The sequence below is a fragment of the Stenotrophomonas terrae genome, from assembly GCF_001431465.1.
GTDB classification, from domain to species: domain Bacteria; phylum Pseudomonadota; class Gammaproteobacteria; order Xanthomonadales; family Xanthomonadaceae; genus Stenotrophomonas; species Stenotrophomonas terrae.
In genome coordinates this window covers 21,360-35,726 of the sequence record NZ_LDJJ01000019.1, presented here as the reverse complement: position 1 = coordinate 35,726, position 14,367 = coordinate 21,360, and the positions used below count along the sequence as shown (strand labels likewise).

The 14,367-nt window shown below is 59.4% G+C and carries 13 protein-coding genes; 7 read left to right on the top strand and 6 right to left on the bottom strand.

What is annotated here, in order from left to right:
• The first annotated feature begins 181 nt into the window (after nt 1-181).
• The gene (locus tag ABB27_RS06735; RefSeq protein ID WP_057627625.1) at nt 182-1,705 is read left to right on the top strand and encodes a TIR domain-containing protein; all 1,524 of its coding nucleotides are present in this window, start codon (nt 182-184) and stop codon (nt 1,703-1,705) included.
• A 142-nt stretch (nt 1,706-1,847) separates the two neighbouring features.
• Nucleotides 1,848-3,143, top strand: coding sequence for a hypothetical protein (locus ABB27_RS19640; protein WP_152984467.1), 1,296 nt, complete (start codon nt 1,848-1,850; stop codon nt 3,141-3,143).
• Nucleotides 3,144-3,478: 335 nt separating this feature from the next.
• Here the strand turns inward: ABB27_RS19640 and ABB27_RS20480 are convergent, their stop codons facing one another.
• Complete coding sequence (locus ABB27_RS20480; protein ID WP_057627621.1) at nt 3,479-3,820, bottom strand: DUF2834 domain-containing protein; 342 nt, start codon at nt 3,818-3,820, stop codon at nt 3,479-3,481.
• Between the two features lie 245 nt (nt 3,821-4,065).
• Between ABB27_RS20480 and ABB27_RS06720 the strand changes: the two genes are divergently transcribed.
• Nucleotides 4,066-5,433 (top strand): alpha/beta hydrolase, encoded by a 1,368-nt coding sequence (locus ABB27_RS06720; protein WP_083491183.1) that lies wholly within the window; start codon nt 4,066-4,068, stop codon nt 5,431-5,433.
• Nucleotides 5,434-5,562: 129 nt separating this feature from the next.
• On the opposite strand, the gene ABB27_RS06715 is transcribed toward ABB27_RS06720, so the two are convergent.
• The 5 genes from ABB27_RS06715 to cyoA form a co-directional block, all read right to left on the bottom strand.
• Nucleotides 5,563-6,237, bottom strand: a complete 675-nt coding sequence (locus tag ABB27_RS06715; RefSeq protein ID WP_083491182.1) for an SCO family protein — start codon at nt 6,235-6,237, stop codon at nt 5,563-5,565.
• Between the two features lie 75 nt (nt 6,238-6,312).
• On the bottom strand, nt 6,313-6,645 hold the full coding sequence (cyoD, locus tag ABB27_RS06710; protein ID WP_057627619.1) for a cytochrome o ubiquinol oxidase subunit IV: 333 nt from the start codon (nt 6,643-6,645) through the stop codon (nt 6,313-6,315).
• 2 nt (nt 6,646-6,647) lie between these two features.
• Complete coding sequence (gene cyoC, locus ABB27_RS06705; protein ID WP_057627617.1) at nt 6,648-7,277, bottom strand: cytochrome o ubiquinol oxidase subunit III; 630 nt, start codon at nt 7,275-7,277, stop codon at nt 6,648-6,650.
• The gene (gene cyoB, locus ABB27_RS06700) at nt 7,274-9,256 is read right to left on the bottom strand and encodes a cytochrome o ubiquinol oxidase subunit I (protein WP_057627670.1); all 1,983 of its coding nucleotides are present in this window, start codon (nt 9,254-9,256) and stop codon (nt 7,274-7,276) included. Before cyoB ends, cyoC begins: the two co-directional genes overlap by 4 nt.
• A gap of 5 nt (nt 9,257-9,261) precedes the next feature.
• Nucleotides 9,262-10,161: a ubiquinol oxidase subunit II gene (gene cyoA / locus ABB27_RS06695; RefSeq protein ID WP_057627614.1), complete on the bottom strand. Its 900-nt coding sequence runs from the start codon at nt 10,159-10,161 to the stop codon at nt 9,262-9,264.
• Nucleotides 10,162-10,343: 182 nt separating this feature from the next.
• Here cyoA and ABB27_RS06690 point away from each other — a divergent pair, with 182 nt between their 5' ends.
• The 4 genes from ABB27_RS06690 to ABB27_RS06675 all read left to right on the top strand — a co-directional run bounded on the left by ABB27_RS06690 (nt 10,344) and on the right by ABB27_RS06675 (nt 14,281).
• A complete protein-coding gene (locus ABB27_RS06690; protein ID WP_057627612.1) occupies nt 10,344-11,756 on the top strand; it encodes an aminotransferase-like domain-containing protein in 1,413 nt (470 codons plus the stop codon).
• 69 nt (nt 11,757-11,825) lie between these two features.
• Nucleotides 11,826-12,089 (top strand): hypothetical protein, encoded by a 264-nt coding sequence (locus ABB27_RS06685; protein ID WP_244479166.1) that lies wholly within the window; start codon nt 11,826-11,828, stop codon nt 12,087-12,089.
• A gap of 68 nt (nt 12,090-12,157) precedes the next feature.
• Entirely contained in the window at nt 12,158-12,691 is a 534-nt protein-coding gene (locus tag ABB27_RS06680) for a DUF6436 domain-containing protein (RefSeq protein ID WP_244479165.1), read from the top strand.
• A 198-nt stretch (nt 12,692-12,889) separates the two neighbouring features.
• Nucleotides 12,890-14,281, top strand: coding sequence for an aminotransferase-like domain-containing protein (locus ABB27_RS06675; protein ID WP_244479164.1), 1,392 nt, complete (start codon nt 12,890-12,892; stop codon nt 14,279-14,281).
• Nucleotides 14,282-14,367 lie beyond the last annotated feature (86 nt).

Here is a 14,367-nt window from a genome sequence, read left to right as displayed (position 1 = left end):
GCGGAACTCATGGAAGGGGAAGTCGGTAAAACTCAACTCAGGATTGGGCCCAGTTCCATTTATACTTCAGAATAGACACAGTGTGCCTTTTACGTTTCCTGATAATGGCCGTGTTCGGCCAGAAAAGCCTAAAGCATGTGGGTGATGCTTCAATTTTCGCCCGTACTCAAGGAGGAAAGTCATGACGAACCAATACTCGCTGCCGCAGGTGTTCAACGAGGCAGCTTTCCCCGAAGTGGTGTTTGTTCCTCCAGCGGAGTTCAAATACGTTCGCGCATCGTTACAGACTCCAGGGAAGCATGTAACCGTTGCTGGGCCATCGGGAACGGGGAAAACCACTTTGATCCGTCGTATTTTACGGGATCTCGAAATCGCAGAAGCGGATTTCCATTGGATGAACGGAAGGCAGTACGCCGGAATTGAGTCGGGGCTTGCCGTTCTAGCGCAATCGCTAGGCTGTGCTACAAACTTTAATGAAATCACTGAGCTGCTGAATACAGTCAAGTATGTGATTATTGATGATTTTCATTTTTTACATCCGGCTGCCAGGAAGGAAGTTGCAGAGAATCTGAAGCTTTGGCACGAGAAAAATGTCCGTTTTGTAATTATCGGAATTGCATCTTCAGCCGATGAATTGCTGCAGGTCGATCCCGAATTGGGTATAAGGAATGACCCATACAGTTTCAAGAAGCAGAATCCTGAGTTTATCAATAAGTTGCTTTCTTTGGGCGCAGAGGCGCTAAATATAGAATTCTCAGGGGGGCTGATGGATGAAATCGTCAAGGCATGTAATGGTGTGCCATCTATAGCCCATGTGATAGCAAGGATTTGCTGCATAAGTAAGGATATTGAGGGGACTCAGGCGAGTTTGGTTGTCCTCAATTTGAATTTAAGGGATCTGCGTGATGAGGTTCTGCGCATATTTCACGGGAAATACCGGGATAAGGTTGTTGCCTTGGCGAAGGGGAAAAGGCAAGCTCGAGCTGTTCATAATACCTATTTTGATATTGTGAATTACATAATAAAGTCAGAGGCTTCAGAGATTCCGCAGGAGAATCTATATCACGCAATTGTTGGGAATATAGAGGATGCAAAGGAACGAGCAAAGAAGGCGACGTCTTTCTACAATTGCATGAATAACTTCAGTGAGGTTATAGATCAACAAGGATTGGCGGACACGATCTTGTATAACAAGGGGAGTAAGTCTGTCTCTATTGAGGACCCCTCGTTTAGATTCTATCTTTCCCTCCTTGATGTGGATGAAATAAAATCTAGAATTAATCTAAGGGGGGGCGAGTATCCCTACGACGTGGCGGTTTCATTTGCTGGGGATGCGCGGGCAACTGTAGAGCAGTTTGTAGTGGCACTTAAGGCTAGGGGTCTCAGTGTGTTCTACGATTTTGATCAACAGGCGCAGCTATGGGGGAAGGATGTGCGGGTAAAGCTGTCTGAGGTTTACGCAGAGGAGGCGCTCTATATGGTCGTCTTCTTGTCTGATAGCTACCCGGCACGCGATTGGACTGATTTCGAACTACAGGTTGGAAAGGCTGCTGCAGCAAAGAGGACCGAGGAGTACCTGCTTCCGTTGCGGATTGATAATGTGAATGTGGTGGGAATTAAATCCACCATCGGTTATCTTGATCTCAACCAGGTGGGCATTGAGGCGGCGGCTGATATTCTGGCTGAAAAGGTGGCTAGGAATTGAAATGACTACGTTATCGGGAAGATGATGGCACGAAATCTCTTGGATGGGGCATCGAATCATCAGTGAATGTGATGGTTATTAAGTTATATTGTCCGCTTGGGTGGTGGGATCTCGAAATTTCAAATTGATCAAGGTGCAGATAATGTCAGTTGACACCTATAGAACTAGATCTGGAGCGCCGCTCGTATTCAAATCTGATCTGCATAGGCTTCAAGTTGATCACGTACTTCAGAGTGACCGGGATAGCTGGATTATCAAGCCTGAATGGCCATTTCTTGCTATCGACCGCGTGAGGTTGCGCTCTAGGCTGCATGGGTTGACCCGTTTCCCCGTGTTTTCACGTTCTATATTATGCCAAAACATGCGCCCTATGGACTTTGGGTTGAGGCTTATGGATCGTTTTGGAGGGGGTGGTACGACAGCAGGTCTGGGGGATAGGAGTAATGTCTTCGTCGAAGGAAAGGCTAATTCAGAGGTCAACTATCTTTTTGATATGAACCCGGCGCTATCGATTGGAAGTACCCCGTGGCTGGCGGAGGGGGTGCGAATGATTTTTGTAGATGATGGTGATCTATTTCAGTATAAATATGGCGAGCTCGTTTCTACGGAGAGTCATAGCTATTCGGTTTCAGAGAGTTTTGATTTTACATTATTGACGATAATGCAGCGGCGCTACTATGCGGAGTTTTTCAACGGGCCCCGAGATGGATCTGAAGATCTAGCTGAACTTGCGTCGTTGTTGGATATGAGTTTCGAGGAAAACAAGCTAAGCCTTGCAGCTGCCGACGAATACCATGCTGGGCGTGTCCCTAGTCTACCTTCGAGTAATTATAGGCCGCCTCTGCTAACAAAGTATGAGCGCCTTACACATGACGAAAGTGGGAGGCCAAAAGTTGAAGTCTCTTTCGCACTTATTCACTATGAGAAAGCCATTATTGAGTTCAATGAGTTAAAGACAAGTGCAGCTTCTGGCGGGGCCGATAATGGACTTGTTCATGGGCTTTACTGCGTTATTGCTGTCGCAGCCTGCCTTGAAGCTGTCGGGAACTATCTGGTCCTTGTTCAGACTGGTTTTCATCCACTCCGAGCGGATATGCGTACGCCGTTGGCAAAGATCAATGCTGCAGCTCAATCAATTGCAGCTAGCAGGCAGGTGCTATATGTGCCTCTGCAGGAGGCTGCCAATCCCTACCTCCTTCTCGAACGTGTTCGGAAGTTACGCAATAAATTTATGCATGCAAAAGAGGTGGCGAATGATATTGACCCGGATATACACACTTCTTCATTGATCAAGGACGTGGGTGAGGCAGCATGTCGAGAGTATTTGTCCTCGTTAAGGGAGTTGACACGTCAAGTATTCGAGCAGATTCCCTGGATTCAGGTGCCATTTGTTACTAGATCGAACTACATTTGGATGGGCGAACTCGAAGTTCCATAGCTATGGCGGAAAAGCTCTGGGAATATCTGGTTAAATATTTTGGAAATTTCAGGTGGTGGGTCACGATTGGAAAGTGTGGCCCAGTTGTGCTGATGGCCGCTGGTCGCGCCGAGCAGCGGCGGCGACGCAACTGTACTCTGGGCTTGGATAGCCCGAAAAGGTCCAGTTGAATTCACTCGGTTTTTTCGGGTATCTCCGGTCAATGCATAAGCCAAGTTTCTGATAGGCGGTAATCACTGGGGATGAAACTTACCGAACTCTGATGCTAACCATCGCAATCGGAGGGCACACGGTGCGCTCCATTCTGTTACTGCTACCGCCTGGCCACCCGCGAATCAGTGGGCTTTCGGCCTCGCCAGATGCTGTTCCCGGAGGAACAAGAACAAGGGCAACGCCAACGACGGGCCAACTACGATGCTGGACAGCGGCACCCACAAGCGACGCATCCCCAGCCTACGCCCCTCGACGCAAATGAGTGTAATGGTCGCAAGCCCGGAGATGAGGACATCCGCCCAGGCGAACGCTGCAATGTTACTGGACGTAGCCTGCTGCAACAGGAGCGGCACGTTAAGGCCGTTGGCGGATAGCCATGGCACAAACTGGGCGAGGGGCAGGGCAGTGCCTGCGATGCAGAGAAATAGGTAAACAACCGCATGTTGCTCTCCGGCTGAGTCGATTGGTTATCTCTGATGCGGATTATCGCTTGGACCAAGAAATCTTGGGCCTTGTTGAGCGGCGCGCTCGGGATTTTCAGCGCGATCGAGAAAGGCTAGCCCGCAATTATTTCTGAACCCCGTAAGAGCTCTGCGACACCAGACAGCACATAGGCGCGCTCAGCCCGCAATCGCCCGTTACCGATGGACATTCCCGCCACCCCAGCACACTGGCATGCTGTCGCCTGCTCATCAGGGGATGAAGGTTGATGTTTCGATCTGTTGTTCTTGCGGCTGCATTGTTTGCAGCGCTTCCTGCGCGCGCGGAGCTGGCTCTCGAGGCGCCGGTGGCCTGCGCCGATGCGGATTCGTCTCCTGCGCTGAAAGGCAGTCTCTGTGTCACCACCCATGTTCCGCTGCGGCATGAATTGCCGGGCGATGGTTCGCTGAAGCTGTTCGTGCGGTGGTTTCCGGCCGAGACCGTGGAGCGGCGCGGGGAGGTTTGGTTGTTGGCTGGGGGGCCTGGTGAGTCCGGGGCGTCCTTGTATCCGGTGGTTGCCACGTTCCGGCGTGCGTTTCCCGGTTATGACCTGGTGATTCCGGACCACCGTGGCGTGGGCCGGTCGGAGCGGATCTGCCCGGTGCAGGAGGCGGCGGACAGCGCCGATGGTGTTGCGCTGGCTGGGGACGAGTGGGGTGGCTGCATTGGTGCGATGTATGCGGATGCGGCGCGCACGCAGGCGTTCTCGGTGACCGAGGCGGCGCAGGATCTTGCGCTGCTGATGTCGCGCTATCGCGGCAGTGGGCCGACGTATCTGTACGGGGTGTCGTATGGCACGCAGCTGGCCTTGCGTGCGCTGCAGGTGGCGCCAATGCCGCTGGACGGTTTGATCCTGGATGGGCTGGTGCCGCTGGAGACCACCGAGCAGTGGGATCTGAGCCGGCGCACGGCGCTGGTGGATGCGGTGGGGCGTGCGGTGCTGGGCGAGCAGAAGGTGTCGGTCTATCAGCGTGTGCTGGCCGCTGCGCCGACGGCGCCTTGGAAGGACGATGTGCCGGGTGGTGATCTGCGCCGGTTGCTGGGCTCGCTGCTGAACTTCCCTGCGCTGCGTGCGCGTATTCCCGACATCGTTGATGGGCTGGCGGTGGACGATACGTCAGCGCTACTGGCGACGGTAGCGGAGCTGAAGACGGCGATGGCGGGGATGGGGCAGGGTGGTAACAACCAGCCTTCGTTGCCGCTGGTGATGTTGATCTCGGCGTCGGAGAACAATGCGCGGCCGGGGCTTACGCGCGAGCTGGTGGAACAGGAGGCTGCTGGGGCTTTGTTTGTCAGTGCAATCCCCGGGTTTCTGGTGGGGGCGCCTGTGCCTGCTTATGCCAAGGATGCCTGGTTTGGGAAGTCGCCTGGGGTGCTACCGAGGACGTTGGTTGTGCATGGGACGCTGGATCCGAATACGGCGTATGCGGGGGCGGTGGAGCATGCGGCTGTGCTGGGGAAGGCTGGGGAGGTGAGCTTCAGTACGGTGGAGGGTGGGGTGCATTTGCTGTCTTACTTTGCGCCTGGGTGTTTTGTTGAGGCAGTTGGGGTTTTTGTTGCGGGCGGGGAGGTTGGTGATAGGTGTGTTGAGCGGTGAGATTGCTTTAGGTTTTGCGGCTGAGTTTGGTTGGGGTGTTGGAGGTGAGGCATTGCTGCCTTCGATCTGCCCTCACCCCAACCCCTCTCCCGCGGGCGGGAGAGGGGCTTTGGTCTTGCGGGGTCGAGGCTATCCGGTTGCGTCACAGATTGCTGGGTTTGGGCGTGTGGGCTCCAGCGTTAGTCGCTGCACATCCGAGAACAGCTGCTCCACCGGCATGCCGAACGGCGCGAACAAACGCAGCCGTCCTTCGCGGTCGAATACATAGCCGCCTGCGGTGTGGCTCATCGAATAGGCGCCGGGGTGCTTGCCTTCTTCGCGGTCGTAGAAGGCTTTGAACGATGCTGCCATTGCGGCCAGTTGCGCATCGTCACCAACCAGCGCTGTCGCAGTCGGGTCAAACGCTTTTACATAGGTTTCGGCGACGGCCGGGGTGTCGCGGGCCGGGTCTACGGTGACGAAGATCACCTGCAGTTTGTCGGCGTCCGAGCCCATCAGGTGCTTTACGCGGTTCAGCTCCACCATGGTGGTGGGGCATACATCCGGGCAGCTGGTGAAGCCGAAGAACAAATAGGTCACTTTGCCGTTGAGGTCGGCCGGGCTGCGGGTTACGCCGGTGCTGTCGGGCATTGTCCAGTGCTGGCCGAGCGCTTCGCAGGTGATGTCCTTGCCGTAGTAGTCCACCTTGGGCTTTGCGGCGCAGGCCACCAGCAGCAGGGTGGCGGCGCTTATCGCGATGGTGGACAGGTGCAGTTTGCGGGCCAGTGCGGCGAGGCCGGTGGCGGGGATGTTGGTGCGGGACATGGCTATGGTCGATGAAGGACAGACAGCCGAACTACATGCGACGGGCCGGCAGTGTGTGCCGGCCCCTTGCATGCGTCAGTTGACCATCATGTGGAAATGCATGCTCCAGATGATCCAGATGGAGAGTGCTACCACGATGAAAAGAATGACCAGGGTGAAAACAAAACTGGCCAGGTTCCAGCCGCCCTCCGAGGAGCGGTTCATGTGCAGGAAGTACACCAGCTGCACGATGATCTGCACGACGGCAAAGCCGACCAGCAGGGCCATCGTCAGTGGCCGCGACAGCGTCGGGTTCATCACCAGCATGAAGGGAATGACGGTGAGCACAGCGCAGATCACGAAGCCGATCAGGTAGGACTTGGTGGAGCCATGTCCGCTGCCGGCGCGGGAGGTGTCGTTGTCGGACATGTTCAGAACACTCCAATCAGATAGACAAAGGTGAAGACGCAGATCCAGACCAGGTCCAGGAAGTGCCAGAACAGACTCAGGCAGGAGATGCGGGTGACATTGGTCGGGGTGAGGCCACGACGCTTCACCTGGTGCATCACCACCGCCATCCAGATCAGGCCGCTGGCCACGTGCAGGCCGTGCGTGCCAACCAGCGCGAAGAACGCGGACAGGTAGGCGCTGGTGGTGGGGCCGGCGCCAATATGGATCAGGTGGTTGAACTCATACACTTCCATGCCGATGAAGCCGGCACCCAGTGCGAAGGTCACGCCCAACCAGGTCAGCACCGCGCGCTTGTCCTGGCGGTGCATCGCCAGCACGGCCTGGCCGTAGGTGATGCTGGAGACCAGCAGCAGGAAGGTCTCCACCAGCACGAACGGCAGCGAGAACAGCTCGGCACCGGTCGGGCCGCCCGCATACGCGTTGCTGAGCACCGCGTAGGAGGCGAACAGCGAGCCGAACAGCACCAGGTCCGACATGAGGTAGACCCACATGCCGAAGACCTTCATGCCGCCCTGGTCGTGGCCATGGTCGTCATGGCTGTGCTCGGCCGCCTGCGCGTTTTCTACGGCGACGTTGGACATGATGTTCATGCAATCACCCTGTGCTGCTTGAGCTTGTTCTGGTGTTGGTTCTCGATGGCGGCCACCTCTTCGGCGCTGACGTAGTAATCCACGTCCTCGTCGTAGGAGCGCACGATCAAGGTGACGATCATCGCCACGAAGCTCGCACCGGCCAGCCACCAGATGTGCCAGATCAAGGCGAAGCACAGCGCCAGGATCCAGATGTTGAGGATCAGCGGCACGCCGGTGTTACGCGGCATGTGGATCGGTGCGTACTGCTTGGGCGGCTTGGGCAGGCCTTGCTTCTTGGCTTCGTGGAAGGCGTCCAGGGTGTCGGCCTTGGGCACCACGGCGAAGTTGTAGAACGGCGGCGGCGAGGGCGTCTGCCATTCCAGCGTGCGCGCATTCCACGGGTCGCCAGTGATGTCCTGGTTCTGCTTGCGGTCGCGCACGCTGACGTAGATCTGCACCAGCATCAGCACGATGCCTGCGAGCACGAACAGCGCGCCGACGAAGGCGGCAATCAGGTAGGGCGTCCACGCCGGGTTGTCGTACTGGTTCATGCGCCGGGTCATGCCCATGAAGCCGAGCATGTACAGCGGCATGAAGGCCAGGTAGAAGCCGATGATCCAGCAGGCGAACGACCACTTGCCCAGGCGCTCGTTGAGGGTGAAGCCGAATACTTTCGGGAACCAGTAGACGAAGCCAGCCAGGTAGCCGAACAACGCGCCACCGATGATGGTGTTGTGGAAATGGGCCACCAGGAACAGGCTGTTGTGCAACAGGAAGTCCGCGCCCGGGATGGCCAGCAGCACGCCGGTCATGCCGCCGATGGTGAAGGTGACCAGGAAGGCGATGGTCCACAGCATCGGCACGCTGAACTCGACGCGGCCGCCGTACATGGTGAACAACCAGGTGAAGATTTTCACGCCGGTCGGGATCGCGATGATCATCGTCATGATGCCGAAGAAGGCATTGACGCTGGCACCGGAGCCCATTGTGAAGAAGTGGTGCAGCCACACCACGAACGACAGGATGCCGATCGCCAGCGTTGCACCCACCATCGACTTGTAGCCGAACAGCTTCTTGCGCGAGAACGTGGCGGTGATCTCGGAGAAGATGCCGAACGCCGGCAATACCAGGATGTACACCTCCGGGTGGCCCCAGGCCCACACCAGGTTGACGTACATCATCGGGTTGCCACCCAGGTCATTGGTGTAGAAGTTGAAGTCCAGGTAGCGGTCCAAGGTGAGCGCGCCGAGGGCGACGGTCAGGATCGGGAACGCGGCAATGATGATCACGCTGGTGACCAGCACGGTCCAGGTGAACACCGGCATCTTCATCAAGGTCATGCCCGGCGCACGCATGCGCAGGATGGTGATGAACAGGTTGACGCCGGTCAGCAGTGTGCCGACACCGGAGGCCTGTAGCGCCCAGATGTAGTAATCAACACCGACGCCTGGACTGAACTCGATGCCAGACAGCGGCGGGTAGGCCACCCAGCCGGTCATCGCGAACTCGCCAAGGCCCAGCGAGATCATCATCAGCGCAGCGCCGACCACGAAGATCCAGAAGCTGAAGGCATTGAGGAACGGGAAGGCCATATCGCGCGCGCCGATCTGCAACGGCACCACGATGTTCATCAGGCCCACCACGAATGGCGTTGCCACGAAGAAGATCATGATCACGCCATGCGCGGTGAAGATCTGGTCGTAGTGCTCCGGTGGCAGGAAGCCATCGCTGCCTGGCCCGGCTGCGGCCAGCTGCGCGCGCATCATCAATGCGTCGGCAAAGCCACGTACCAGCATCACCAGCGCCACCACGATGTACATGATGCCGATCTTCTTGTGGTCCACGGTGGTGAACCAGTCGCGCCACAGCACGCCCCACAACTTGAAATAGGTGACGGCGGCGAGCAATGCGATGCCGCCAAGCACCATGCCCGCCAATGTCACCACGACGATCGGGTCGTGCAACGGCACGGCGTCCCACGTCAACTTACCGAACATGCTCATTACTCCTGGGAGGCCTTGGTATCTGCGTTGTGGCCCGACGGGACCGCGGTGTTCTCACCCACGCCGATGAACTGGTCGATGACCTTCTTGAACAGCAGCGGCTCGACGCTGGCGAAGTGGTGCACCGGTTCCTTGCGCGACGGCGCTGCCAAGCGCTTGAACTCGGCGAAGCTCAGCTGATCCGGCGACTGCCGCACCTGCGCAACCCAGTCATCGAACTGCTGCTGGCTCATCGCGGTGGCGACGAACTTCATGTTGGAGAAGCCATGGCCGCTGTAATTGCCCGACATGCCGTCGAACTTGCCTTGCTCGTTGGCCACCAGATGCAGCTGCGTGCGCATGCCGGCCATCGCATAGATCTGCCCACCCAGCTGCGGGATGAAGAAGGTATTCATCGTCGAGTTGGAGGTGATGTCGAAGGCCAGCTGCTGCCCGGCCGGGAAGTTGAGCTGGTTGACCGTGGCAATGCCCAGGTCCGGGTAGACGAACACCCACTTCCAGTCGGTGGCGATCACTTCCACATGCAGCGGCTCGCCGGGGATATCCAGCGGCTTGTAAGGATCAAGCTCGTGGGTGGATTTCCACACGATGACGGCAAGCACGGCAACGATGATCAGGGGCACGCCCCAGACCACGATTTCCACCTTGGTCGAGTGCGCCCAATCGGGCATGTACTTGGCCTTGGTATTGCTGGAGCGGTAGCGCCAGGCAAAGACGAAGGTCAGCACGATGGCCGGTATCACCACGATCAGCATCAAGGCGATGCAGATGATGATCAGGTCGCGTTGGGCAATGCCCACGTCGCCCTTGGAGTCCAGTAGTACCCAGTTGCAGCCAGACAATCCCACGCATGCCAAAGCGGCCAGCGCTGGGCGGATGCGTTTCCAGCAGATATTCATTGAAGGTCGACCCTGTTGAAGGAGCTCTTGAGCGGGGACCGCCTCTGCCCGGCGCATAGGCCGGGAGCGGCTACACTGTCCGTACGGCGGTGCCTACAAAAGGATTGCCGATCCAGTCAAGTCCATACAAGATACATCATTGTATGGGTTGGTGCACGTACAACGCAGGGAAGGTTTACCCGATGCCGCAGCCAGCCGCAGGCCGACGCCTGAAAAAACCCAACCGGACCTGGGTCCGTCCCTTCGCCGAGGGCACCGGTCCGCTCTACCTGCAGATTGCCCAGCAGGTACGCGATGCCGTGGACGATGGCGTGCTGCAACCCGGCGACCGCCTGCCGCCGCAACGCGATCTGGCCCAGCTGATGGGCGTGGACCTGACCACCGTCACCCGCGCCTATGCCGAGCTGCGCCAGTCCGATCTGCTCGATGCACAGGGCGCCGGCGGCACCTTCATCGCCATGTCGGCCGGCAACAGCGCCACCTCGGTGGACCTGAGCATGAACATCCCGCCGCTGCTGGGCAGCAGCCCGTTCGCGCAGAGCATGGAGCGCGGTTTCCAGCAGCTCAGCCAGCAGCTGGGGCAGGGCGAGTTGATGAGTTACCACGTCGGCGCCGGCTCCCGCGATGACCGCGCCGCCGCCGTGCAATGGCTGGCGCCGATCCTCGGCAACGTCTCCGCCGAGCGGGTGGTGATCTGCCCCGGCGCGCAGGCCGCGCTGTGCGCCATCGTGCTGGCCAAGACCCAGCCCGGCGACCTGATTGCCGCCGAACAGCTCACCTATCCGGGCCTGCTGGCCGCCGCGCGCGTGCTGCAGCGGGGCATCGTCCCCATCGCCATGGACGCCGAGGGCATGCTTCCGGACGCGCTGGAAGCGGCCTGCCAGCAGCGCAAGCTCAGCCTGATCTACCTGATCCCGACCATCCAGAACCCGACCACCGCGACCATGTCGCAGGCCCGTCGCGGCGCCATTCTGGCCATTGCCCGCCGCCACGGCGTGGCGGTGGTTGAGGACGATCCGTACTGGTTGCTGGCCGCCGATGCGGCCGCGCCGCTGGCGGTGGATAGCCACCCGGACGCCCCGGTTTACTACGTTTCCACCCTTTCCAAGTGCCTGGCGCCGGGCCTGCGCACCGCCTACCTGGTGGTGCCGCCGGGCGAGCCGATGGAGCCCTTGCTGGACGCCTTGCGCTCGATCGCGCTGATGCCCACCCAATCGATGGTGGCGGTGGCCTCGCACTGGATCCGCAGCGGCCAGGCCGATGAGATGGTGCGCCGCTTCCAGCAGGAGCTGCGCCAGCGCCAGCAGATCGCCGCGCGTATCCTGCCCAAGCCCTATCAGGCGCACTCGTCCGGCCTGCATGTGTGGCTGCCGCTGCCGCCGCGGCTCGACCAGTACCGGCTGATCCAGGCCGCGCAGGCGCAGGGCCTGGGCATTGCCAGCTCGGAGGCTTTCAGCATCGAGGAGCAGGCCGGCAACGCTATCCGCCTGTCCCTGGGCGGGGCGGTGGACCAGCACAGCCTGGCGGCGGCGTTGACCAAGCTGACCGAGGTTATCTCGGCAGCGCCTGAGACGCGGACGCAAGCCATCGTTTAGCCGCGCTCCGGTCATATCCATACAAAAGTGATACATTGCATATCTTGTATGGATATGCGGGTAGCTGCTGTGCGTCGGGACAAGCTGAAGTTTCATCTGGTGATGCTGGGCTGTGCCGGCTTCGTGGTGCTGGCGCTGGCGTCGCTGGTCTATGTCTGCTCGCGGCCGCAGACCGCCGATGTGCAGGCCAGTGAGCGCGCGGCCATCGAGCAGTGCCTGCAGCGCAGCCGCGCGCCGGAGCGTACCGAGATCTACCGCCGAGCCCAGGCCGATTCCTGCGCCGAGATGCTGGAACAGTACGAGCACAAGTTCGGCGCGGACGCCGCCTCGTGAGCCCGCACAACGGCGCATCGCCGCGCAGGCGCGGGATGCGGCTGTGGATTGCAGCCGGCTGTGTGCTGATGGCCGGTATTGCGATCGCGCTGTGGCAGTACTTCGGCCTCAGCGAGCAGGCCACGTTCGCAGAGCAGGCCATCGTCTTCGACGACACCCAACTCAAGCTGCCGCCGGAACTGGCTGGTGCGAATGGACGCATCCGCGTCGTGCATTTCTGGGACCCGGCCTGCAAGGTCTGCAACCGCGAAACCGGCGCGCATCTGAGCTACCTGATCAGTATGTACCGCCGCGCCAACATCGATTTCTATGCGGTGCGCCGTCCGGGCACCACAGGTGAGCTGCCCGAATATCTGCGTGGTCGTTTGAAAGAACTGCCGACGATCGAAGGTGCCGAACATATCCCGGCCAGCCCTGCGGTTGTGATCTGGGATCGACAAGGGCATCTGGCCTACGCCGGCCCATATAGCATCGGCATGGTCTGCAATTCGGCCAATAGTTTTGTAGAGCCCATCCTCGACAAACTCGTCGATGGACAGACGGTACGGCCGCGCGGCTTGTTGGCGGTGGGCTGTTACTGCCCCTGGCAAAGCAAACCTTGAAGCCGGCTTGATGAACCTGCGTGCACCCCAGCGTGCGTGGACGTTTTGTCCGCGCACAAAAAACAGCGGGCACCCACTCCAACCGACCGATGGTTGTGAGCAGGCACCCGCCGCTGATGTAAACAATACGGGGCTACATCGTCCATACATGGTGCGACAGGTTGTCGCAGTTTTTACCGGTAAATGCGGGGTTTCGCGATGACCTGGATGGACAGCGCGCTGCTCAGCAACGGCCCGATCTACCTGCGCATCGTCAACAGCATCGAGCGTAGCGTGAACACCGGCGAGCTGGTGCCTGGCCATCGCCTGCCATCGCAACGTGCATTGGCCAAGCAGCTCGGCATCGATCTGACCACGGTGACGCGTGCGTTCGATGAAGCACGTCGACGTGGTTTGATTGAAGCGCGTGGTCCGCAAGGCAGTTTCATCGCGCCGCCGAAAGCCGCCTTCGGCCAGCCGGTGGACCTGAGCATGAACGTGCCGCCGGTACCGGACGCGACCGCTTTGAACGATGCGCTGCGACGTGGCGCGGCTGCGGTGCTTGCACGCAGCAATGCCCCCAACCTGATGACGTATCACCTGGCCGGCGGCAGCCCGACCGACAGACATGCGGCGATCAGCTGGTTGCAGCCGATGCTGGGCGATGTTGCCGATGCGGGTTTGGTACTTGCTGAAGGCGCGCAGTCGGCCTTGGCGTCGATCCTGATCAGCCAGACCCAGGAAGGCGAAGTGATTCTGTGCGACCACCTTGTCTATCCCGGCCTGCTGCAGGCCGCCAGATCATTGGGCCGACGCTTGCTGCCGGTTGCTGGCGATGCCGACGGAATGTGCCCGGACGCGCTCGAGCGCGCTTCCCGGCAGAGCGGCGCACGCGTGGTGTACTTCAACCCCACCTGCAACAATCCGACCGGCTTGACGATTCCGCTGCAGCGTCGGGTTGAGTTGGCACGGGTGCTGCAGCAGCTGGATCTGCTCGCCATCGAAGACGATCCGTATTGGCATCACGATGTGCATGCGCCAACACCGATCGCCGCGCTTGCACCGGCGCAGGTGTATTACGTATCAACCTTGTCCAAGGCGATCAGTCCCGGCTTGCGTACTGCTTTCGTGCGTTGTCCTTCCGTTCGTCATGCAGAAGGGCTTGCGCTTGCCTTGCGTTCGATCTGTTTGATGGGGCACCCATTGGTGATGGCAATGGTCAGCCAGTTGTTGCTGGATGGTTCTGCGACCGCCTTGTTGGGGCAGGTGCTGGAAGAAGCGCGCGAGCGTAGCGCTTTGGCAGCGCACCTGCTGGTGCCTGCGCTGAATGTGCAGGCCGCTGGCCTGCATGCCTGGTGCACGGTGCCCGAGCCATGGACGGATGCCGGCTTCGTGCGTGCGGCACAGCTGCAGGGCCTGGCGATATCGCCTTCGTCGTCGTTCCGGCCGGACGGCGCGCAGCGTAGCCGTGGCTTTCGTCTTTCGCTGGGGCAGGCCAGCAACCGGCGCCAGCTGCACAGCGCCCTGCGCCGCATCAATCAACTGGTGAATGCAGCAGATTCAACCAGCGATGCTGATGCGGTGTGGGAGCGGCGTCAGCCGCGAAGCTGACAGCAATTGAACGATAGCGCCGCTTGGCGCAAGGCAGCTGTTGGTTCCCCAGCTTCGCGGCTGACGCCGCTCCTACAAAAGCCGAA

Excerpts from the sequence above, each read along its gene's own strand:
- ABB27_RS06735 (WP_057627625.1), top strand. The coding sequence starts at position 182 with ATGACGAACCAATACTCGCTGCCGCAGGTGTTCAACGAGGCAGCTTTC.
- ABB27_RS19640 (WP_152984467.1), top strand. The coding sequence starts at position 1,848 with ATGTCAGTTGACACCTATAGAACTAGATCTGGAGCGCCGCTCGTATTC.
- ABB27_RS06720 (WP_083491183.1), top strand. The coding sequence starts at position 4,066 with ATGTTTCGATCTGTTGTTCTTGCGGCTGCATTGTTTGCAGCGCTTCCT.
- ABB27_RS06715 (WP_083491182.1), bottom strand. The coding sequence starts at position 6,237 with ATGTCCCGCACCAACATCCCCGCCACCGGCCTCGCCGCACTGGCCCGC.
- cyoD (WP_057627619.1), bottom strand. The coding sequence starts at position 6,645 with ATGTCCGACAACGACACCTCCCGCGCCGGCAGCGGACATGGCTCCACC.
- cyoC (WP_057627617.1), bottom strand. The coding sequence starts at position 7,277 with ATGAACATCATGTCCAACGTCGCCGTAGAAAACGCGCAGGCGGCCGAG.
- cyoB (WP_057627670.1), bottom strand. The coding sequence starts at position 9,256 with ATGTTCGGTAAGTTGACGTGGGACGCCGTGCCGTTGCACGACCCGATC.
- cyoA (WP_057627614.1), bottom strand. The coding sequence starts at position 10,161 with ATGAATATCTGCTGGAAACGCATCCGCCCAGCGCTGGCCGCTTTGGCA.
- ABB27_RS06690 (WP_057627612.1), top strand. The coding sequence starts at position 10,344 with ATGCCGCAGCCAGCCGCAGGCCGACGCCTGAAAAAACCCAACCGGACC.
- ABB27_RS06680 (WP_244479165.1), top strand. The coding sequence starts at position 12,158 with ATGGCCGGTATTGCGATCGCGCTGTGGCAGTACTTCGGCCTCAGCGAG.
- ABB27_RS06675 (WP_244479164.1), top strand. The coding sequence starts at position 12,890 with ATGACCTGGATGGACAGCGCGCTGCTCAGCAACGGCCCGATCTACCTG.